The 20728-nt window shown below is 44.2% G+C and carries 20 protein-coding genes; 9 read left to right on the plus strand and 11 right to left on the minus strand.

The genetic code is table 11. The features are described 5' to 3' along the window. Positions 1–42: 42 nt before the first annotated feature. The 4 genes from MJ612_RS17810 (at position 43) to MJ612_RS17825 (ending at position 2142) form a co-directional block, all read left to right on the plus strand. Positions 43–435, plus strand: coding sequence for a hypothetical protein (locus MJ612_RS17810; protein ID WP_187033908.1), 393 nt, complete (start codon positions 43–45; stop codon positions 433–435). A 201-nt stretch (positions 436–636) separates the two neighbouring features. Then, entirely contained in the window at positions 637–825 is a 189-nt protein-coding gene (locus MJ612_RS17815) for a hypothetical protein (protein WP_187033909.1), read from the plus strand. Then, positions 825–1619: an SPFH domain-containing protein gene (locus MJ612_RS17820; RefSeq protein ID WP_187033910.1), complete on the plus strand. Its 795-nt coding sequence runs from the start codon at positions 825–827 to the stop codon at positions 1617–1619. The genes MJ612_RS17815 and MJ612_RS17820 overlap by 1 nt, the downstream gene beginning before the upstream one ends. Positions 1620–1716: 97 nt before the next feature. After that, on the plus strand, positions 1717–2142 hold the full coding sequence (locus MJ612_RS17825) for a hypothetical protein (protein ID WP_187033911.1): 426 nt from the start codon (positions 1717–1719) through the stop codon (positions 2140–2142). A 23-nt stretch (positions 2143–2165) separates the two neighbouring features. Here MJ612_RS17825 and MJ612_RS17830 read toward each other — a convergent pair whose 3' ends face one another. The 3 genes from MJ612_RS17830 to MJ612_RS17840 are packed head-to-tail and all read right to left on the minus strand — an operon-like array spanning position 2166 to position 3875. Then, positions 2166–2765, minus strand: a complete 600-nt coding sequence (locus MJ612_RS17830; RefSeq protein ID WP_187033912.1) for an NADH-quinone oxidoreductase subunit C — start codon at positions 2763–2765, stop codon at positions 2166–2168. Positions 2766–2805: 40 nt separating this feature from the next. Further along, a complete protein-coding gene (gene nuoB / locus MJ612_RS17835; protein WP_187033953.1) occupies positions 2806–3327 on the minus strand; it encodes an NADH-quinone oxidoreductase subunit NuoB in 522 nt (173 codons plus the stop codon). A gap of 32 nt (positions 3328–3359) precedes the next feature. Further along, complete coding sequence (locus MJ612_RS17840) at positions 3360–3875, minus strand: NADH-quinone oxidoreductase subunit A (protein ID WP_187033913.1); 516 nt, start codon at positions 3873–3875, stop codon at positions 3360–3362. Positions 3876–4631: 756 nt separating this feature from the next. On the opposite strand from MJ612_RS17840, the gene MJ612_RS17845 reads away from it, so the two are divergent. Beyond that, on the plus strand, positions 4632–6059 hold the full coding sequence (locus tag MJ612_RS17845; protein ID WP_187033914.1) for a thioredoxin-like domain-containing protein: 1428 nt from the start codon (positions 4632–4634) through the stop codon (positions 6057–6059). A gap of 121 nt (positions 6060–6180) precedes the next feature. On the opposite strand, the gene MJ612_RS17850 is transcribed toward MJ612_RS17845, so the two are convergent. Further along, the gene (locus tag MJ612_RS17850; RefSeq protein WP_187033915.1) at positions 6181–6735 is read right to left on the minus strand and encodes a DinB family protein; all 555 of its coding nucleotides are present in this window, start codon (positions 6733–6735) and stop codon (positions 6181–6183) included. A gap of 225 nt (positions 6736–6960) precedes the next feature. Here MJ612_RS17850 and MJ612_RS17855 point away from each other — a divergent pair, with 225 nt between their 5' ends. After that, complete coding sequence (locus MJ612_RS17855; protein ID WP_187033916.1) at positions 6961–7650, plus strand: hypothetical protein; 690 nt, start codon at positions 6961–6963, stop codon at positions 7648–7650. An 81-nt stretch (positions 7651–7731) separates the two neighbouring features. Here MJ612_RS17855 and MJ612_RS17860 read toward each other — a convergent pair whose 3' ends face one another. From MJ612_RS17860 to MJ612_RS17890, 7 genes are all read right to left on the minus strand, one after another. Then, positions 7732–8283: a Crp/Fnr family transcriptional regulator gene (locus MJ612_RS17860; RefSeq protein WP_187033917.1), complete on the minus strand. Its 552-nt coding sequence runs from the start codon at positions 8281–8283 to the stop codon at positions 7732–7734. 3 nt (positions 8284–8286) lie between these two features. Continuing rightward, the gene (locus MJ612_RS17865; protein ID WP_187033918.1) at positions 8287–10707 is read right to left on the minus strand and encodes an MG2 domain-containing protein; all 2421 of its coding nucleotides are present in this window, start codon (positions 10705–10707) and stop codon (positions 8287–8289) included. Positions 10708–10724: 17 nt separating this feature from the next. Continuing rightward, positions 10725–11780: a DUF4249 domain-containing protein gene (locus MJ612_RS17870; protein WP_187033919.1), complete on the minus strand. Its 1056-nt coding sequence runs from the start codon at positions 11778–11780 to the stop codon at positions 10725–10727. A gap of 10 nt (positions 11781–11790) precedes the next feature. Continuing rightward, positions 11791–14445 carry a TonB-dependent receptor gene (locus MJ612_RS17875; protein ID WP_187033920.1) on the minus strand — a complete coding sequence of 885 codons (2655 nt, stop codon included), beginning with the start codon at positions 14443–14445 and terminating at the stop codon, positions 11791–11793. Positions 14446–14762: 317 nt separating this feature from the next. Next, positions 14763–15695 carry an exonuclease domain-containing protein gene (locus MJ612_RS17880; protein WP_187033921.1) on the minus strand — a complete coding sequence of 311 codons (933 nt, stop codon included), beginning with the start codon at positions 15693–15695 and terminating at the stop codon, positions 14763–14765. 58 nt (positions 15696–15753) lie between these two features. Continuing rightward, positions 15754–16044, minus strand: a complete 291-nt coding sequence (locus MJ612_RS17885) for an acylphosphatase (RefSeq protein WP_187033922.1) — start codon at positions 16042–16044, stop codon at positions 15754–15756. A gap of 10 nt (positions 16045–16054) precedes the next feature. Then, the gene (locus MJ612_RS17890) at positions 16055–17203 is read right to left on the minus strand and encodes an App1 family protein (RefSeq protein ID WP_187033923.1); all 1149 of its coding nucleotides are present in this window, start codon (positions 17201–17203) and stop codon (positions 16055–16057) included. Positions 17204–17390: 187 nt separating this feature from the next. Between MJ612_RS17890 and sdaAA the strand changes: the two genes are divergently transcribed. The 3 genes from sdaAA to MJ612_RS17905 all read left to right on the plus strand — a co-directional run bounded on the left by sdaAA (position 17391) and on the right by MJ612_RS17905 (position 20697). Beyond that, on the plus strand, positions 17391–18296 hold the full coding sequence (sdaAA, locus tag MJ612_RS17895; protein WP_187033924.1) for an L-serine ammonia-lyase, iron-sulfur-dependent, subunit alpha: 906 nt from the start codon (positions 17391–17393) through the stop codon (positions 18294–18296). A 333-nt stretch (positions 18297–18629) separates the two neighbouring features. Then, the gene (locus MJ612_RS17900; RefSeq protein ID WP_187033925.1) at positions 18630–19364 is read left to right on the plus strand and encodes a hypothetical protein; all 735 of its coding nucleotides are present in this window, start codon (positions 18630–18632) and stop codon (positions 19362–19364) included. Positions 19365–19521: 157 nt separating this feature from the next. Then, a complete protein-coding gene (locus MJ612_RS17905) occupies positions 19522–20697 on the plus strand; it encodes a DUF4407 domain-containing protein (RefSeq protein WP_187033926.1) in 1176 nt (391 codons plus the stop codon). Positions 20698–20728 lie beyond the last annotated feature (31 nt).

The raw sequence follows: 20728 nt of genomic DNA on the forward strand, positions 1-20728 counted from the left end.
CCAAAATCCATAAATCCTTCATAGTACTACACTGCTCAAAGTATGAATACAGATTGGCATTTCCCGGTGATGATTTTTACCTCTTTGCTTGTCTTCTTTCTCGTGATAAGGGCTGTCTTGCCAAGGCAGGAGTTTGTGCGAAAAAAATACACGGTTGTGCTGCTCTCTATCTGGGTGGTCGTTGTGGGGATGTTGTTTGGTAAATACGGCGCGTCCTGGGGTTTGCCATGGTACATCTACTACCCGATTCCCATGCTGATGACAGTCTTGATGCCGCCGTTCGTCCTGAAACTAAAAAAGAATAAAACGATCTTGTACTTGCTGCTAAGCTTTCTGTCGGCGCCTTTCATACACATTTTTTTCTCATTCTTCTTCGGCTGGACAGAGTACATGCCCTTTTGGGAAATTCCGACCGCACAGGCCTTATTTAGCTGAAAGGAATATTGCATAAGCAGCTCGCGCCGAAGCGGTTCAATTAAACATGGGTGACAAATTCAGGCTTTTATCAGAAGCTCGCCTGTTCTCAAAGTCAAGTGCATAATCGGCAATATCTCCATACTTTCTGCCCGACGATTTACTTGGAAGAAGTGCAATAATAAAATGTTTTCTCTATATTGTCTTTATAAAATACTCCCCATGAAACCCCAATACCTGCTTATACTTGCCCTTTTACTGATCGCTGATATTTTCGCTTACACCGAAGTAGTGGGACTGATTCGGAAGCCTTCGGATGTATCGGTTATAGTTGGGTTGGTGCTGCTGGCTGTGCTTATAGTTGTTAATTTTATAGTTATCCGTTTTACCCTTTCCAAATTTAAAGCTTAATGAACCGCCAAATTCTAACCTGGGCCATTGCAGGCCTGCTTATACTTGTATTCTCTGTAACCGCCATGACCTCGTGCACCCGCATTGATGCCGGCCACGAAGGCATACTGGTTAAACTATACGGCACCGACAAAGGTGTTCAGGACGTGAGCCTGGTAACAGGGCGTGTATGGTACAACCCGTTTACCGAAGAAGTATACCAGTTCCCGACGTTTGTGCAGACAGTGGATTATGCTCCGTTCACGGTAAATGCGAAGGATGGTTCTGTTTTTACAGTCGATCCTACCATTTCGTTCAGGGTAATGCCCGGTGAGAGCCCACGTATTTTCAGTAAGTACCGCAAAGAGATAGGCCTGATCACAGAAACAACACTTTACAACTATACCCGCGATGCTTTCCGTATTCAATTCAACAAGTATAGCACCGACAGCATTATCTCTAACCGCCAGAGCTTTGAGGATAAGGTACAACTTGCGCTTGGAGATGCCTTGGGTAAAGAAGGTTTTGACCTGGAGCAGATGACCAGCGGCTTGCAGTACCCGGATGAAATAGTGAAAGCCGTAAATCTGAAGAACCGTGCCGTGCAGCAGGCCCTGCAGGTTGAGAATGAATTGAAAGTTGCCGAAGCACAGGCCCGTAAAAAGATAGTGGAAGCCGAAGCAGAAGCTAAAGCTAACGAGTTGCGCCAACGCACGCTTACACCGTTGCTTATACAACAGCAGTTTATCGAAAAATGGAATGGCAGCACACCGCTTTATGGTAACTCCCCAACCTTCTTTAAAAACGTGCAGTAACGAATAATAAAGTATAAAAGAAGGCTATCAAAGTATAATTGGTAGCCCTCTTTCTGATGCTTACTCCCGCTTATCTGGAAACTATAACCAACTATTTATGCAATTGAAACTACTTTTTTCAAGATGGGTACAGGTAGCAGGTTTGCTCCTGATAGGAGGTGCTGTGGCCTGGGCTATAAAGCTAGCCGTTATTATTTCCACGAATGGGCAGGTTATTACTACCGGTGCTGCGGCACTGCTCATGAAAATTGGTATCGTGTTACTTTTGGTAGGCTCTACAGGTATAGGGTATTACCTGACTATAAATCGTGGCGCTTTGCTTCGGGTTATTGCTATCATACTTTCCCCTGCCCTGGTTTTTGGCTCGTTTCTGCTGTTTAGTATGGTTACCAATCCGTTATTTAAGAATAGCAGTATCTGGTATGCTGAGCAAGAGGCCCCGATTGCAATGGCAGTTATACTTTACCTGGTGATTGGGTTCTTACTATACAGGAGTGGCAAACGTCGCACCCTATTTCAATAGTACTTTTATAGTTGCTTTAACACCTACTCCGGTTTCTCCCGCTTATCCGGAAATTGTTCAGCGGGTGGTTGCTGTGTAAGCTTTACAGGTTCGCCACGGAAGCCGCTGTTCTCGTTGTGGTCGTCGTAAGGTACTTTTATGCCGTGGTAGTAATCCTGCAGTTTATAGTCTCTGCGAAGCGGGTGGCCTTCCCAATCGGCAGCACAAAGTATACGGCGCATGTCCGGGTGATCTTTAAACAGGATACCTACTAAATCAAATACTTCACGTTCGTGCCAGTCGGCAGTGCGCCAGATGTGGCTGACAGTCGGTACAACAGGTATAGGTTCGCCTTCTGCGTTGCGCGATACCTGTACCTTCAGCATCAGGTGATGGTCGTACGGGATGGAGTATAAATTATAAGCCACTTCCATGGTACCGGCTTCAGGACCATTATCTATACCTGTAACACAGGAAAGGAAATCGAAGTAAGTCTGTTCGTTGTCGTGGAGTTCCAGGCATACGTCGGCCAGGCGCTCTGTTTGCAGCACCAGGTAAGGCTGCAGGTTGTCAGTTTTCTCAGCAACTATAACCTCAGCCCCAAACTTTACAACTATAAAATCCTGTAATTCCCTGAAGGTCATCCTTTAATTTTGAATGAGTGAATTTTGAATAACTGAATACTTATACTTGCTGCGTACGTTTTGCCATTATCTGCTGCACGGCTCGTGGGGCGCGTATGGTTTCTTTCCGGATGATCTCCTGTAGTTTCAGGAAGCCACCGATCAGGGCTTCGGGGCGTGGCGGGCAGCCGGGTACGTACACATCCACAGGTATAATCCTGTCTACGCCCTTTACCACATGGTAACCGTGCTCCCAATAAGGTCCGCCGCAGTTAGAGCAGCTTCCCATCGATATAACATAACGTGGCTCGGGCATCTGTTCATACAATCGGCGCACGCGGTCGGCCATTTTAAAGGTAACTGTACCAGCCACGATCATTACATCAGACTGCCTTGGAGAAGCCCGCGGAATAATGCCGAAACGGTCCAGGTCGTAACCCGAAGCGTAGGCACCCATCATTTCAATAGCGCAGCAAGCCAGGCCGAAACCCATCGGGAACAGCGACGTTAAGCGTGCCCAGTTCAGCAGGTCGTCCAGCTTGGTAATTACAATGCCACCTTCTCCGGTTTTATCCACAGTAATGAGTAATAAGTAATGTTTAATGCTTGGGTAAACTATAGTTCGTTTGTCTGCTGCCCTTCTTGTGTTGTCTTATCGCTATACTTCTCGTTTACGCGCTGGTATAGTTCCATGGGTATTTTTGAGCGGCTCTTAGGTATAACCGGGGCAGGCTTTATCCAGTCGAGGTGGCCCTTTGCCCAGGCATAAGCCAAGCCTAATACCAGTATACCAATAAAAATAAACATCTCAATAAGCGAGAACCAACCCCATACCCCATTTGTCGCTTCTATCAGATCGCGACGACCAAACACCGTTGCCCACGGAAACAGGAAAGCCAGCTCTACATCGAAAATAATGAAGATTAGCGCCACCACATAAAACCTCGGATTAAACTGCACCCATGAGTTACCAATAGGCTCTTCTCCAGATTCGTAGGTAGTCAGCTTTTCGGCATTGGGGCGGCTTGGGCGAATAAGCTTTGCCGTAAGCAGACCAATCACCACAAATATGGCACCACCCACCAAAAAGAGCAGGATCGTTCCAAAATCTGAAGTATAGGTTTCTGCCATAGTTGCCACTGTTTACACAAATTTACGATAAAATAAATTGTGATTGTTGGTTGCTGATTATCAGAATCAGGATTTTCAGGATTTGGCCTTAGCTATAGTTGAGTTTATAATTGCCGTTATCCAACCACCCCCAACCCCTCCTTGTCTAAGGCGGGGAGTTCTACCTCACCCCAGCCCTCTCCTTTTAAAGAGGGCCCCTGCCCCCAAAACAGGAGAGGGAGTTTATGCTACTGCTTCTTTTGTCATTTCGACCAGCGGGAGAAATCTGGGTTTCATAGTTACTGTTGGTCATCCCCCCGCCCCCTTCAAAGGGGGACTTTCTGCCTTTGCTTTAGTTAGCATTATAGTTCTATAGTTACAGACCATGAGCGGACAGGTCGCGACCTGTCCCTACGGAACTATAACCACGAGCAAAGCTAAAGGCAACAACAGTTCAGATGAACTATAAATTAGCTATCGAAAGATATCAGTCTTTGGGTTGAGCGCCTTTGATTTGTTGCGGTGCCGAAGGCATCACGAGCAGGGCGAGTGAAGCTTCAAATCAGCAGCGCGATGCCCGAAGACGAGGCCTCGCGGCCGTGAGCGCACCAAAGGGAACTATAAAACTGTAGGTGAATAGAGCTCCCAGGATTAAAGGAGACTATGAAAAGATAGCTTGTAACGAAGAAGTATAAACTATACTCTAAAGATAAAATATAGCCAATAACCTTTACCCTTACAACCCTGTAACTATAAAACACCAACCAACTATAACTTATGCTGACAGGTCGTGTAAATGCTCCGGATCTTACCACTAGCCATGGCTGGCTGAACACCGACCGGGACTGGTCTATTAAAGAGCTGCGGGGTAAAATTGTGCTGCTGGATTTCTGGACTTTTGGCTGTATTAACTGCCAGCATATTGTGCCCGACCTGAAGCGCCTGGAAGAAGAGTATAAAGACGTGCTGGTGGTAATCGGGGTGCATTCAGCGAAATTTGATGCCGAGAAACGAAGTGAAACTATAAAGCAGGCTATACTTAAGTTCGGAATAGAGCACCCGGTGGTAAATGATGCAAACTATAAACTCTGGGACCAATATGGCGTGAAGGCCTGGCCAACTATAGTTTTAATAGACCCGAACGGAAAAGTAGTAGGGCAACATGCCGGCGAAGGTGTTTATGATACAGTGCACCCATACATACAGCGCCTGAAAAATGACTTTAAGGATGTGCTGAACTATGAGCCAATTAATTTCCACGTGGAGCGTAAGCCAGAATCAGTTTTATACTTTCCATCCAAACTCATTAGCGACGGTGAAGGTAATATTTACCTCTCGGATAGTGGAAACAACCGTGTACTCAAACTAAACCAGCAGGGGCAGGTGCTGGAAATTATAGGGAGCGGTGAACAAGGGTTTAATAACGGAGGCTATGCTGATTCTACATTTTACGAACCTCATGGCTTGGCCCTGCACAACAGTACACTTTACATTGCCGATACCAAGAACAACGCCATCCGGAAAGTAGACCTAAAACACAGGATGGTAACTACAGCAGCAGGCACCGGAGAGCTGGAGTATTATTTCCTGGATGAAAGGTATGACGAACCGGTAAACCCCAACAGTCCCTGGGACTTGTTTATTTATGGGCAAAGTATGTTTATAGCCAGCGCCGGTAACCATCAGATACTTCGCATGGACCTGGAAACAGACAAAGTATACCGATTTGCCGGTACCGGCCGCGAAGCTTTAACAGACGGCCCGTTACGTCAGGCAGCTTTTAATCAACCTAGTGGGTTAGCTATAAATGGCCATGTACTGTATGTTGCCGACGCTGAAGCCAGTGCCATCAGAACAGTTAACCTGGATACAGGTATGGTGCTAACGCCATTGGGCAGAGGACTCTTCGATTTTGGAGATGTGGATGGTGATGTAGATGATGCATTGCTGCAACACTGCGTAGGTTTAGAGATAATTGACAGCGACGTATATATTGCGGATACTTACAACGGCAAAATAAAAGTACTGGATATGAGCCGGGGCCGCATCCATACTTTAGCCAATAATTTGCACGAACCAAACGACCTGATCTTCCTGAACGGGCACCTATGGGTAACCAGTACCAACAGCCACCAACTCTTTAAAGTAGATATGAATACCGGCGAAAAGGAAGAAGTAGTAATAACAGTTAACAGTTATCAATAAACATTTAACAGCAACTGCGTTTAATGCTGCAACTTGCTGCGCTCAGATTGGCTGTTATTTGAGTGTAGAAACAATTACACTCATACCCTGCCTGCTGCGTAGTGTTAACCGATCACTGAATTTATGCAGCAGCTTTACTGCTTAACTCCTGCTTTACTCTTAAAGCCTGTTGCACGTGGCGCTCCTGGTGTGTAACCACAAACTCCAGTGTTTCGCCAATGCGGAGTTTCAGCAACTTAAAAAACTCTACCGGAACAGCTTTTTTATTCAGGTTGGCACTTTTAGCACGTAAAATCAATTGCTGTAACTCCTGCTGATGCTTCAGAAACTCATCTATAGTTGCCTGGCTTAGCTGGCTGTTCGCTGGGTTCATATGCTTCACGGTTTTATGCTTTTTGCCGTTCTGCGGGCGCACCATATCCAACGATTTTATGCCGAGCCAACTATAAGTTATACTTGGGACATAGTTGCCATCAGAGTTATTGGCAATGGCTTTGGCAAGGACAGGGTTGTAGTAGCGGCTGTAGCGGTTCAGGTGCTCCAGGCACTCCAGTATACTCCAGCTTTCTGGTGCCGGTTTATAGTTCAGAGCGCTGCTATCTATAGTTGAGAACTCTGCGGTTACTACTTGTGCAAGGCTGCTGATGGTTTGCGATAGTTGGTCTAATGTAGTCATGGCGGTATGGTTTTATTTTGTACACCACAAAGTTACTGCAGGTTACAAGTGCCAGTCCTTGACTGAGATCAAGATTTATATAACAGTTAAAATAAAATATTGTATCAATTCTCAATAAAATTAACTTTTAAAATATAGTATTGGCTCTATTTTTGTTTAGTAAAATTGAAGGTTTTTTTATACCTTTCTTGTCATTTCTATGAAACAACTTTAAACTAAACGGCAATGCAAAAATTTTTATCAAAAGTAGCACTAGCTTTTATTGCAATCTGCGCTTTCGCTGGTACATCAATGGCTCAGGGTATCAATATCTCTCTTGATGGTGAGTCAATGCAGGCATTTGGCAAAGGCAATCTGCTAGTAAAAGGTTCTCCTTACCTATACAAAGATTGGTCTAAGGGTTCAGTTAAATTAACAAATGGTGTAGTATATGAAGGTATGAACCTGATGTACGACCAAACAAAGGATATGCTTATCTTTAAAGCTGATGGTGAGCAGAGGCAGAAGTTCCTTCACCCGGTTCAGGAATTTATCCTTCAGGAAGAAGTTAATAATGTAATTGTAGACGAGCGCACTTTCCGTAATGGTTACCCGCTAACAGATGGTATTGGCCCTGCCGCTTTTTATGAAGTATTAGCTGACGGTAAAACGCAACTATTAAAAAGAATATCGAAGTCTATTGTAGAAGAGCGTGAAGACAACTCTATAACAAAGACAAAGATGTATAAGGAGAGTGTAAGATATTATTTAGCTACAGATGGTAAGCTTACCAAAATTAGCAAAAACAAAAAAGCTGTATTTGAGGCATTAGGAAAAGATACAGCTGCACTTGATAAGTATATCAAAGACAATAAGCTAAACATCCGTGAAGACAATGATCTGGCTAAACTGGTAACTTACGCCAATACTATTTAAGATTTAACAATTAAAAGTAAAACCGGAGAATGGCGACAGCTGTTCTCCGGTTTTTTATGCTTTTAAAATTTAGCCTATACTTTATTTAATGCGGCTCAGTGTTTCGGGCGACATGCGCAGGTATGAGGCAATATACTTTTTAGGGATGTACTGGAACAGGTGCGGGCTGCGTTGCATTACCCGTTGCAGGCGTTGCTCCGGCTCGGGCAGCAGCAGGTCTACTTCGCGCTCTATTTTGCCTACTAAGGCTTTCTCCAGTTGCTCATACCAGAAACGCTTTATATTTAGCCGTTCTTCCATCAGCTTCATAAGGTCGGGTTTACTGATGCCAAGCAGTTCGCTCCTTTTAAGTGCCTGAATGTAGTATGCCGAGGGGTTGCCATCTACAAAAGACGGAAATGAGATCATTAACGTATTCGGGTAACCGAAGCCTACGCAAATATCTTCGTCGGGTAAGGGGTAGTAAATGCGGAGCGCACCGCTGGTTACAAAGTATAACCCCTGCTCTACCTGCCCCTGCCGTATCAGGAAATCATAGCGGTTAAGGTGCACCTGCTTCTTCCAGAGCGGCTCAAACGCAGCTATGTCTTCCGGGGTGAAGTATGGGATCTGCTGGAATAGGGTGCGGAGCATAAACTATAGTTCGTTTGCTCTTACAGTATATGTTGCTTCCCCCACTCCCGGAGTACCTGTCATACTTATACCTTCTACTATAATCCTGAAATCAGAAAGATCGTCAAGGGTATTAAAAGTAATGCTTGCCCGGCCGTTGCTATCGGTTTTTACAGAGGCTTGCCAATAAGGGTTTGGTCTGAAAACCGGTTTATTAGGTTTGGCCATATCTGCAGTTGGCTGGTAAAACTCGCGCGAAGTATAAATACCTTCGAACGGAAAAGCATTTTGCACCAGACGAGCTGCATTATACGAATTAGGCTTGGTATATAGCGCCATTACTCCAACCAGTTGCACGTGCCCAAACAGCTTCAGGTCCTGAACAGTGTTATATACCTCCAGTTTACGGATGCTGCTCATCGGTATATTAAGTATCGTTTTGTTATCAAAAGTAGGGTAACCATCCACGAGAAATAAAGGTGAATTAGGAAAGCGCTTACCGGTATCGCGGTTATACAGTAAAATCTCTGTTCCATCTTTATCAGTTCTAAGCGATACAGGATCTAAAGTCTCGTTTATAAGCTCCGTCAGGCTCTTGAACTGGATGTATTCGCTCATGTTGTAGCTAACAGTCGGCTTAGAAAAATTGGCAGTAAAAGTTGGTTTTGCCGGAACTTCGGGTTTAGGTAGATCTCCGTAAAAAGCCTGTTGTATGCGATGCCATTCATTTGCTTTTTGAGTATAGGCCGCCGCTATAGTTAAGTAATTTGTGCCTGCTTGTGTTATTGTAAGACTAGGGTCGGTTGTGTGTGCAACTGCCAGTTTTGCTCCAACTACAGGCTTGTCATCCTTCAGGATATTGTAGATAATGCCACCGCTCTTCTCAGCGTCAGGTAAAAGCATACTTATATTTCCTTTCTCGTCAGCACCGGCTGCACTTATAAATCCGGGGCCAGTAAATACAAGCATCGCCACGGCATCCGGAATCGGTTTGCCTGAAGCATCTACTATTGTGGCATAAAACAAATGCTGTTTTTCCTGTGGATATAGTTTGGGAGCAAAGTTTACAGTTTCTGTTATCTGTTTCCATGTGAAGCGTCGCCAGCCCTGCGTAAGCAACAGGTTATCAACAGCAGCAACATTCACATCGCCTTGCGCAGAAAAATAAGCTGCTGGTTTCTCAATTAGTCCGTTTATTTCAGAGCTCAGGTATAAACCGGAAAGTATAGTTTCGTCAGGTGCTGGCAAAGCTTTCTGGTCTGTAACTGCTACTGATAAATTTGCCTGCACCGGGTTGCCATGCTGGTCTTTTACCTGAATATCTACTGTAACTGGTTGGCGCGAAGTATAGGTTTTCTGTTTTGGTGTTACTTCTATTGATAAGCGCTGTTTCTTGTTGATGTAGATAAGCCTTTCTATTTCAGGTTTGCCTTCCTGGTTAAAGAGCGTAAGTTTAGCAACTCCTTCCGGTACTTCAGTTTTAGGTAGATTCAGAATGATTGCCGATGAGCGTTTAAACTCCGCAGAGGCGGATAGGTATAGCTCCCCGCGGGACTCCAGCAGTAAATGGACTTTGTCTGTTGTGTTGCTGGCATTGTTACTCCTTTTAACCGATACGCTGCATACACTTTCATCTGAATTATCTACCTGCATTACCAGGCCCTCATTCAGCGGAGTAGGCAAAGTAGCCTCTATGGTTTTTCCATCTGAAGTATAAACTATGCTTTTATAAGTTCTTCCCTTTTTGGGGATAAATTCAAAATTACCGATACCGTTTTCATTGCTGGTAAAAGTGGCGATTTGGCGGTTGTTGCTGTCTACTATCTTGCCTGATAATGCTGTTCCATTGCCATGCATATCGGTAATTTTAAAACCCACCTTACTCTCAAGTTCATTTACCAGATAGCCACCCTCCGGGTAAAAAGTTATAGTTGGGGTGCTGGTATTGGTAGCAGTAGTTTCTTTCTCTTCAGGGTTGTAGACAGTAAATGTCCTGGAGTAGCTAAACTCTGGCGCAAAGTTTCGTCCCCAGTTGGTGTAGCCTTGTAGGGTATAGTTTCCTGTTTTTAAATCTTTTGGTAAAGCCAGTTGGCCTTGCCCTGTACCAGCTGTTAACTTAATTTTCTGAGTTTTGATACCATACTGACCCGCTGCACTAACTACCACATTCAGGTAAGAACTAATTGTGGAGGGTGTAAGATCTGTAGCATCCAGCACATAAGCTTTATACCAGATGGTATCTCCGGGAAGGTAAAAAGGTTTATCTGTCTGGATGTATACTTTCTCCTGTGGGTTAGCCTTTTGAAAACGGGTGAACTTCTCGATTAAAGCTGTTAGAATTGGGTCGCCGTTAGCTAACTTACTTATAGTTGTAAAACCAACCGAAGCGGTGCCAGCCAGAAGTATAAACAGCAGTATTAATATGCGATTTGCAGATAATTTCATAGTTAGAAACTGGTTGGTTACCAATAAAGTGGTCGTTCAGCTGTGCTGTTAGGTATTACCCGGCAATCGTCAGGGTAAACAAGTGTCGGGAAGTAAACTCCGGCATCATACTGCGTTATAAAAAATGAACTTTTGGAAACAGCACTGGCTCCGAAATAACCCAGTACCTTTTCTTTCGGATCATTGATATTAACTACATTTCCAACTACAGTTGCCGGTGGCGGTGCCTGTACATCAGATCCAGTTGATATCTGTGTTTTCAGGGTTCTCCAGTAATCATATGCTCCTTCTGAAAGCGAAAACTGGTGTATCTCAATATAGTGCCTTATTCCAAAGGTAAATTCGTTCATAGGTACCTCGGCAACTAATTTTCGTTTTACCTCCTGCCCGTTTATCAGGCGGTCATCCTGTACATTTAAGGTGGTGGTTTTGTCGTCGGTTACCCAGCAATCTTCGCAACAGTCTTTAGGTCTCGATACCCAGTTAGGCCCGACCAACACTTTATAATCTTCTGGTTGTGTTTTAACCTGGTATACACCCTGCCATTTCCATTGATAATAATTTTTTTCGTTGGCGGGATCTTTCGTATCTACAAATACCTGTAACACGGGTGGCAAATAGGCAACATTGCCGTTCTCGTTTATGTACTGCTTTCTCTTTACTTCCCAATAAAGTTTATCCATAGCAGGCGTTGCAGCCATTAATTCCGGAGATGACTTATATTCTTTGCCTTCGGGGGTGGTTATGGTTAACGTATAGGTGTTGCCAACTATGCCTTGTATAGCGGTAGTCTGATAAGTACCGGGTAGCATTTCTGCGAGCGTTGCAGTGTTGCCTTTGTCATCAGAGATAACAACTGTGGCATTGCGAAGCGGCGGAAACTTACCCGTCGCTTCGGCGTCGCTGGTAACGGTATAGAATAAGCGCACTGTTTTAACACCGGGTTCGTCTGTAATGCGGGCATCAACCACCAGGCGCGAAATGTCTGTTTCAGCTGTAATATCAAACGGTTCGATGCAGGCAGTAAAGCTGGCAACTATAAACAGAAGTAAAGTATAGATCTTTGTTTTCATGGTTATGTAGTTAGAACCTGAAGTCGTAAGAAACAGAAGGAAGCGGCACACCTACCACCGATAGTTTCTGCATGCGTGCTGGCGAACCATAACTGTGCTTAAAGAACACAGAGTATGGGTTTTTGCGCGAATACACGTTGTAAACAGAGATGTTCCAGTTGCCTTCCCATTTCTTATCGCGCTTATAGTTAGTGTAAATGGCTAGCGACAGATCCAGGCGGTGGTAATCCGGAATGCGGTACTGGTTGCGTTCGCCATAGTTAGGTACAAAATGGCCATCTATAATATAATAAGATGTTGGGGCTGTAATGGCGCGGCCGGTGCTGTATGTAAAGTTAGCGGACCACACAATGCGTTTGCGTACCTGGTAGCTACCTACAAAGTTAAATGTATGTGGTTTATCGAAACTGGCCGGATAATAATTGCCATCATTAATTTTTTCTGAAGGTGCGTTGCCATTCACAGAGATCATCGTGCGCGCGTAAGTATAGCTCATCCACCCTGATACTATACCTGATTTTTTGTTGAGGGCTACTTCCAGACCATAAGCTTTTCCTTTGCCGGGTAATAGATCTGCTTCCAGTGTCTCGTTCAGGAAAAGATTAGCACCATCTTTATAATCCAGTATGTTGCTGATGTGCTTGTAGTAGCCTTCTATAGATGTTTCGAAGTTGTTGTTGCTGAAATTGCGGAAGTAACCCAAGCTTACCTGGTCGCCGATCTGCGGGGCAATGTGCGTGTTGCTTGTTTTCCAGATATCTATCGGCGATACGGATGCAGTGTTAGAGATCAGGTGTACATACTGGCGGTTGCGGTTATAGCCAAGTTTAACAGAGCTTTGATCATCAAGACTATACTTTAACGAGAATCGCGGTTCTAACCCTTGGTAAGTTTTAATGATTTCGCCAGAAGTATAAGTGGTGGTATCTGTTATAGTTCGCTCTTTTTTAGGTTCATCCGGAGCATAAGTATAAACATCGCCTGCGCCAATGTTAGCGAACAACGAGTAGCGTAACCCCACCATTAGGGTAACCTTCGGAGAAATCGCAAATTCGTCGTTCAGGTATAAAGCTGTTTCAACAGATTGCTCCTGTGGTAAAGCCAGCGGCTGTATCTGCGACTCCCCAGAATTTGGCTTTATCTCACCTGGTCTAAAAGAATATTTTATGGATGATGCACCAAAGTTTACCTGGTGTTTTTCGCGGGTATAAAGAAAATCAGCTTTGATGTTTTTATACTCGATGCCGTTGCTGTAATCTGAAGCGTTATTTTCTTCTTGATTCAGGTAATGCAGGTCGTAGTTGCTGTACACGCCGCTCAGGTCCATTACCAGGTTATCGGTAAAGTAACGGGAATACTTTATGGTGCCGGTAGTGCTGGTCCAGTTATACAGGGTGTCGCCGGCAAGACCAAATTCGTCTCGGCTGCGGTAACCTGAAATCGATAGTTTGTTCTTGTCGTTTATCTTGTGTGTTAATTTAGCTGACAGGTCGTAGAACGAAGCTGTGCTGTTACGCAACGAAATGTTTGGCATGTACCCCAATAACCAGTCAGAATAGGATGCTCTGCCTGCTACTACAAAAGATGTTTTATCTTTTATGATCGGGCCTTCCAGGGCCATTCTGCTTGATACTACACCGATGCCACCATTGCCTGCAAATTTTTTATAGTTACCTTCTTTCTGTTTTACATCCAGCACCGAAGAGATACGCCCACCATACTGTGCCGGAATACCACCACGGTATAAAGTAACATCGCTTACGGCGTTGGGGTTGAACACCGAGAAAAAGCCAAAAAGGTGCGAACTGTTAAAGATGGGAGCATCATCTAAGAGCACCAGATTCTGGTCTACGCTGCCGCCGCGTACGTTAAAGCCGGTTGCCGCTTCGCCAATAGAGCTAACACCAGGCAGCAGTTTTATACCTTTAATTACATCTACTTCACCTAAAAAAGCAGGGATCTTCTTAAAGCCGGCAATGTCCATTTTGGTAATGCCGGACTGTACACTTTCTATATTCTGGTCAGGGGCTCGGTCGCCAAATATCTTTACTTCTTTAAGTTGTTCTGAAGTGGTAAATATGCCAATTGGCAGGTCTACGTCTTTTTGTGAATATACATTCCGGATATCTTTTTCATACCCCAGGTAAGTAATAATCAGGTTACTCTCACCGGCAGGAATAGTTAAGCTAAATCTGCCATTGGCATCCGAAAGCGTTCCGTTTTGTGTGCCTTCGAGCAAAATGCTTGCTCCTGCAATGGCTTCGTTGGTTTTAGCGTCTTTTATAGTACCGGTTACTTTTATTTTGCGGGCAACAGCTTTTGCCGCTTCTTCCTTCGCTTTTTGTTGTGCCAGTTTCGTTCTGGAAGGTAAAATCACCACAGAGCCTTCATCATAAAGTATAAATTCCAGCCCAGAGTTTTTCAGTAGTTGCTCCAGGGCTTGCGGTAGTGGCTCATTGGTAAAGCTGGCAGCCACCTGCACTGTGTCCGTCCATTCGGGGTTATAATAAAAAGCGACGTTTTGCTGTGCTTGCCACGCTTGCAGTACCTGGGTTAACGGTGTTTGGGCATACGTGCCGGTAACCAATTTTTCAGGTATTTGCTGTGCAGATGCGCTATTTGCAGTAATACACCAAAACAGTAAAGCGGTAAAAATATACCTCATTTATAACGATGTTTAAGAATCCTATTTATGAACTATTTAACTGACCAACAGGAGCTGAAAGGAACGGCATAAGCAGCTATAATTTGGGTTTACCTTGCCGGCAAGTATAAAGGCTATAAAAGATTAGTCTTCTGCCAAAGTATAAGCAGCCTAAATTTAATAATATTAATTTATGTTAATATTATAGGAATAGAAAAATGATTTGCTATCTATACTTGTTTGGGGCCGAGCAGCTCAAACGCAGCTATGTCGTCCGGAGTAAAGTATGGAATCTGCTGAAGGAGGGTGCGGAGCATGGGGTAAACTTCTTCTCTGATTTAATAATTTATCAAAGTAAGAAATTCTTCTTCATAGATAAGCCTAATACTTTTACCACTTGATATCAAGCTCTCAATCTTAGCCATTTTAGAAGGACCAGCATTAGATCCCACAACTACGATATTAGTTTTAGCACTAATTGAAGTATTTATGTCTGCACCCTTGCTTTGCACAATTTTGGCTGCTTCTCCTCGGCTAATAGACTTTAAATCTCCTGTAAAAGCAAGCTTTTGATTGTAAAAAATATCGTCTTTTTCTGCTACATCAAGAACAGGTTTAAGAAGGTTCTTCTCTATTCTTTTATCCTGATAAATAATATCAAAAGATGACTGTGAATTTAAAGATCCTTTTTTAGTGATAGAAGATGTTAGCTCTTGATGATGAAGTTGAAAGGTAGAGATTGGAAAACGTGGTATAGCTGTGATTGCAATAATAGCGGCAACTACAGCATCAGCTTGACTATTATGATGTTCAAATTCTAATCCAAAATATTTTGCAATATCTTTTAGCCTATAATCTAATAAGTCTTCGAAAGCCTCTTGTGCAAGCTTATGTGTACAAATGTATTTGAAGTTAGGATGTGGTAAGTTATATAGATCTAGAGTTTGTGTTAAAGCACTAATATCGAAATCAGCATTATGTGCAACCAAAATTTCATCTTTGAAGATAGGCTCTATAGAAGGCCATAAGTCACAGAATTCAGGCTGTGAAGAAACTAGCTCATCGGTGATATTATGAATGTCTATATTTATAGTAGAGAACCTTAACTCATGCGGCTTTACTAAAATATTATCTGTTTCTACAATCTCGCCTTTACGAACTTTTGCATATCCGATGGAGCAGATACTAGCTCTTTTTTCATTAGCTGTCTCAAAGTCAATGGCAGTGAAATTGAGTTCGGAGAGTAAGTCAAGTATATAGTTAGGTTTCATAGCTTTCAATACTTTATATTATAAATATATTAAATAAAATATAAAAAGCCATATAATACTAACCCTGCCTCCGCTGCTCAAACTTCTCAAATCCTTCCAACTTACTAAACTCCTTCACTTCTACTTTGTCTACTCTTGCATGGGTTGGCCCTTGGTGTGCCCAGGCTTCCAGTTGTTTTATAGTTTCGGGATTGCCTTCGGCTTCCAGGTAAACAGTGCCGTCAGGCTCATTTTGTACAAAGCCTTTCAGGCCAAGTTCTTCGGCTTTTTCCTGGGTGCTGGCCCTGAAAAATACGCCCTGTACTTTGCCATAAACTTTCATGGATACCCGTTTATAGTTGCTGCTCATAGTTTATAGTTTAGTCGGTCTGTTTTGCCTGCTTATCTGCTTCGCATGCCTTCCGCACATCCTCTAACTGGTTTTGGTTTATCCATCCCATTTTTGCAGCATGTTTGGCTACAGAAAGTGTTTCTTCTGCCAACACCATTTCTACATGCTGTTTTTTTAACCTGGCTGCTATACTTTTTACTTCCTTGTCGCGCTCCTCTGCAGACACATCACGGATGTAGATGCCAAGTATACGGCCCGGAAATTCCTGTACTACCTTCTCATAAATTTCCGGGTCATGCTCCCCGCTGTCTCCGATGCAGATAAATTTAAGATCAGGGAAAGTATTTAAGATATGCCGTATCTGATCCAGTTTATACGCTATAAGATGCTTTTTTAAACTACCCTGGCCAATGCCTTTGTCGCGGAGCAGCAGAGGGCCTTCCGGAATGTCATGCGAGCGGAAAAAGCTGATCAGCAGGTCATAGAGGTTCCACTCGCTGCCGGATACAAAAAAGAGCGGGTTATTTCCTTTTGCATCGGAGCCTTTGCATAATGCTCTCAGCAAACCGGCAACACCCGGAAACGGGCTGCGTTCTACCGCATTTTTCATCAGCATCAGTTTCAGCCGTCCCAGAAAATGCTTGATATCAGAGACTAAAACTGTATCGTCAATGTCCGAGATGATACCAAACTCTACATCCTTGCCTGGTGCAAACACATTGGCTTCTGCTTCCAGTCGGTCTTTATCTGTTTTATGGCCCAGTAGTTGTAATTTTACCTTGTTGCCGGCGGTGCTAAAGTCAATAGGAGTGTCGGATTTGAACTCAATGGTAAAATAACCTTCCTCGTCAGTCTCTGTCTCTACTTCCTGGCCTGCAAAGCTTGCCTTTATCTTAATACCCGGTATCTCATCTGATTCGTACCGTTTGTAAGTGTCTTTGAGGTGGTGCAGTATACCATCGCCTTTATGGGGTTGTTTTACTTTTTCATCTTCCAGCACCCTGCCTTTTACAAAAACATAGTTTGGGTTGCCAAAGCCATGGTAGGGCATAATATTTATCGGATCGAAGGCTTGTGACGCATCTTTTACCTTAAGTTTTGTCTTAAGAATGCTGTGTTCTACCCGTTCAAGCGCAATCAGGAGGTTTGCTTTCAGTTTTTCTGTTAGGTCTGCCATGGCTTTTTATATCTTCTTTAAAAACGGATGATAACAGAAGGAGTTAGCTTAAACTAAGTTGGGAATTTAGAACAATTAAGGTACCAGGTGATGTTAAGGAGGGGTGAGTATAGCTGCGTGTAAAAATTGTAGCTATCTTTAACGCCCTGGCGCTCTATGGGAGCCAGTTTAGAACAGAATCAGAACTATGTCATTATTATTCAACGATTTTAAGAGCTGGGAAAAGCATTGCGCTGAAACCGGCGAACCACTATACCAACCAGTGCTCGGCTACGAAATTGAGCAGAAAGGTCGCACAGAAGAATTTATCTGGGAAAACATAGCCAAAGCCTATGAAGTGATGAAAGATGCCGTGAAAACCGGCCTCACCGAAAACATGACGTCGCGCTCGGGCATGGTAAACAATGGTGCTAAAAAAGTAGCCAACTCACCGGTTACCGTGCTGTCGCCGGAGTTCCAGATGCTGGTATCGCGTGCCTTGGGTGCAAAGGAAGTAAACTCGTGTATGGGTCGTGTGGTAGCTGCTCCTACGGCTGGCGCATCGGGCATTTTGCCGGGTACACTTACTACACTGCAGGAACTGCACGGGCTTGAGGATAGAAAGATACACGAAGGCTTACTGGTTGCTGCTGGCATCGCGCTAATTATCGAGCAAAATGCATCTTTGGCCGGTGCCGTAGGTGGTTGCCAGGCCGAAACAGGTAGTGCGGCAGCCATGGCGGCTGGTGCTATAGTTTATTGCCTGGGCGGCGATGTGCAGCAGGTATTTAATGCTGTGGCCATAACTATACAGTGTATGCTTGGTCTGGTGTGCGACCCGGTAGCCGGCCTGGTAGAAGTGCCTTGTATTGTCCGAAATGCCAGTGCGGCAGCTATTGCTTATTCATCGTCGCAGTTGGCCATTGCCGGCGTAGACCCTGTTATACCTGTAGACCAGTGCGTAGCAGCCCTCGGCGAAGTAGGCGAAAGTATGGAACGCAAGTATAAAGAAACAGCCGAAGGCGGACTGGCCAACACACCGAAAGCCCGCGAGATAGAAAACTTTGTGCTGGTGCAGGATGTGGAGATACTACCTGACGAAGACAGTGAATAGTTTGGGAGTTTAAGAGTTAGTGAGTTAAAGAATTAAAGGGGGTAGAGAGCCAATCGGTTTTCTGCCCTTTTTTATTTTATAGTTCAGGCAACGGTTCTTATAGTTTAGGGCTCTTTGTAGTAGGTAACTATAGTTCATTATTGACATTTCGAACACAGTAAGAAATCTAAGTAAGATACGTATAGGAGTGTTCTTAATAGGTATCTCCTTACGTCGAGATGACAAACAGAAATTCCCCTCCTCGCAGGGGTTCGGGGTGGGTTAATACCTTCCCCGAAAGTCACCCTAACTATAAATTTCTAACAACACCAATTACCCGCTAACTATAAAACCATGAAAGAATATCTATTGCTTGCCTCCTTGGCGGGCATACTTGCGTTTGCTTCCTGCTCTGTACCACCTATGGCTGTAGATTCAGATTTTAAGCAGCAGGCCGAAGAACTACCTGTTGAAGGACGCAAAGTATTTAAACCCAATGGCAGCTTTAGGCTTGGAAACTATACGGTGGCAAATGTAAAGCGTGGCTGGGTCAACATGGGCGGCTTCTCTATCTTCAGTTACAACAATGTGAAAGCAAGTCAGCAGTACCAGTTTAGCCTGCAGAGCACAGAGGGCAATGAATGGTTTGTTTTTGGAGCAAGTAAACTGCAGGAGAAATCTTTAAAGGATAACACCGGGGTAACCATAGAAGTAGCCCCGAACATGGAGTATTATGCCAGCCATTTTACATCGCCGGAGAGCGGGCAATGGCATTTACTAACCATAGACCCGCGCCATTACCTGGAGCGTAAAAAGTTTGAAGGCGAGCTGTCGAACGGGAAAACCACCTATAAAATAGCTCCTGTTTACAAGTTCGAAGGTAAAACGCTGCCCATGTCTGAGATTATCGGGTATGAGTTCAGGGATGAAAACGGTGTAGCAGGAGCAGTGCAGGTGGTTAATAATGGTAAAGCATGGATGAAGCCGGAATTAACAACAGACACCCGTATGGTTTTGGCAAGTGCTATGGCCTCTTTGCTGCTCTACGACAAGCTAAACGAATCAGTGGAAAGCTTTGAACTTAATTAAGTATGGTTGCTGTTGCCGCAGTAACAGCAAATTCATCACATTTTGCAGGCTTTTCATCACAAATTAGGCTTTAAAAGTATAAAAGTCAGTAACTTGCAGCCTGTAAAATCTCTGACATTAGCTGAGGTCAGCTTTAATCTGTTCAGGTAATTATTTCATGAAGAATTTTTTTTGGTGGTGCGCCGGCGCCGACGACACCATCCTTGAAAAGTGCTCCAAATCGGAGCACATAAAATATGCCGGCGTGGGCGCTACTGTTTTCTTTACAGGACTGCTGGCCAGTATTTCGGGTGGCTACGCCCTATTTACTGTTTTCGATTCTGCGTTAATGGCGGTGGCCTTCGGGTTGCTCTGGGGTATGGTTATTTTCAATCTCGACCGTTTTATAGTTTCCACCATCCGCAAGGAAGGCCGTTTCTGGAAAGAGCTGCTGATGGTAACACCGCGTATACTGCTGGCGCTGGTTTTGGCTGTGGTTATCTCAAAACCACTGGAGCTGAAGATATTTGACAAAGAGATACAGGCTATACTTAAGGAGAAGCAGGCCGAGCTTGCTATTCAGCATAAAACGTTGGTAGGTAAGCAATTTGCCGAAGTAGATTCTGTAAAATCTGAGATTGCTGGCATCCGAGCAGAAATTGAAGCCAAGATGCAGGAGCGTAACAAACTATACGAGCTGGTAGCAGCCGAAGCCGATGGAACCGGAGGTACAGGTAAAGTAGGTAAAGGCCCTATTTACGAAGAAAAGAAACGCCAGTATGATAAAGTAGACGAAGAGCTGAAAATGCTGCAGGCAAGTGCAGGCGACCGTATTAAACTGAAAGAGCAACGCATAGCGGAGCTGATGAAACAGTATGACAAGACGGTATCGGAAGGGCAGGAAAGCTTCTCGAACTATGATGGCCTGATGGCGCGAATTGATGCACTGGATAAACTGCCCTGGCTGCCGGTATTCTTTATTACCTTACTGTTCATCTGCCTCGAAACAGCTCCGATCTTTACCAAACTTATTACCAACAAAGGTCCTTATGATGATATTCTGAAAGGGGTAGAACATGAGCGAACTACCCAGGAAATGCAGCGCGTAGCTGAGCGACAGAAGCAGTACGATGTACGGTTAGCCGTAGCCGAAGCTAAATTCGCATCCCGGCAAGAGTTTGAAATTGAAGCCAAGCGCGAAGAGGAAAAGCTTAAATCTGATGCACACCTGGATGCTGTTCGCGAATCGGCAGCTGTATGGAAGCATCGCAAGCTGGCAGACATTAACCGAAGCCCTAACACCGCCTCCGAGATACTGAATGATGGTGAAGAGAACGGCTACTATAAGTGGTAAGCAAGTATAAATTATGCGAGTATCTTTGCTT

It is taken from the genome of Pontibacter deserti, assembly GCF_023630255.1.
In the GTDB taxonomy this organism is placed as follows: domain Bacteria; phylum Bacteroidota; class Bacteroidia; order Cytophagales; family Hymenobacteraceae; genus Pontibacter; species Pontibacter deserti.

Bases quoted from the DNA above. Each gene is read 5' to 3' on its own strand.
- MJ612_RS17810 (WP_187033908.1), top strand. From the start codon at position 43: ATGAATACAGATTGGCATTTCCCGGTGATGATTTTTACCTCTTTGCTT.
- MJ612_RS17815 (WP_187033909.1), top strand. From the start codon at position 637: ATGAAACCCCAATACCTGCTTATACTTGCCCTTTTACTGATCGCTGAT.
- MJ612_RS17820 (WP_187033910.1), top strand. From the start codon at position 825: ATGAACCGCCAAATTCTAACCTGGGCCATTGCAGGCCTGCTTATACTT.
- MJ612_RS17825 (WP_187033911.1), top strand. From the start codon at position 1,717: ATGCAATTGAAACTACTTTTTTCAAGATGGGTACAGGTAGCAGGTTTG.
- MJ612_RS17830 (WP_187033912.1), bottom strand. From the start codon at position 2,765: ATGACCTTCAGGGAATTACAGGATTTTATAGTTGTAAAGTTTGGGGCT.
- MJ612_RS17840 (WP_187033913.1), bottom strand. From the start codon at position 3,875: ATGGCAGAAACCTATACTTCAGATTTTGGAACGATCCTGCTCTTTTTG.
- MJ612_RS17845 (WP_187033914.1), top strand. From the start codon at position 4,632: ATGCTGACAGGTCGTGTAAATGCTCCGGATCTTACCACTAGCCATGGC.
- MJ612_RS17850 (WP_187033915.1), bottom strand. From the start codon at position 6,735: ATGACTACATTAGACCAACTATCGCAAACCATCAGCAGCCTTGCACAA.
- MJ612_RS17855 (WP_187033916.1), top strand. From the start codon at position 6,961: ATGCAAAAATTTTTATCAAAAGTAGCACTAGCTTTTATTGCAATCTGC.
- MJ612_RS17860 (WP_187033917.1), bottom strand. From the start codon at position 8,283: ATGCTCCGCACCCTATTCCAGCAGATCCCATACTTCACCCCGGAAGAC.
- MJ612_RS17865 (WP_187033918.1), bottom strand. From the start codon at position 10,707: ATGAAATTATCTGCAAATCGCATATTAATACTGCTGTTTATACTTCTG.
- MJ612_RS17870 (WP_187033919.1), bottom strand. From the start codon at position 11,780: ATGAAAACAAAGATCTATACTTTACTTCTGTTTATAGTTGCCAGCTTT.
- MJ612_RS17875 (WP_187033920.1), bottom strand. From the start codon at position 14,445: ATGAGGTATATTTTTACCGCTTTACTGTTTTGGTGTATTACTGCAAAT.
- MJ612_RS17880 (WP_187033921.1), bottom strand. From the start codon at position 15,695: ATGAAACCTAACTATATACTTGACTTACTCTCCGAACTCAATTTCACT.
- MJ612_RS17885 (WP_187033922.1), bottom strand. From the start codon at position 16,044: ATGAGCAGCAACTATAAACGGGTATCCATGAAAGTTTATGGCAAAGTA.
- MJ612_RS17890 (WP_187033923.1), bottom strand. From the start codon at position 17,203: ATGGCAGACCTAACAGAAAAACTGAAAGCAAACCTCCTGATTGCGCTT.
- sdaAA (WP_187033924.1), top strand. From the start codon at position 17,391: ATGTCATTATTATTCAACGATTTTAAGAGCTGGGAAAAGCATTGCGCT.
- MJ612_RS17900 (WP_187033925.1), top strand. From the start codon at position 18,630: ATGAAAGAATATCTATTGCTTGCCTCCTTGGCGGGCATACTTGCGTTT.
- MJ612_RS17905 (WP_187033926.1), top strand. From the start codon at position 19,522: ATGAAGAATTTTTTTTGGTGGTGCGCCGGCGCCGACGACACCATCCTT.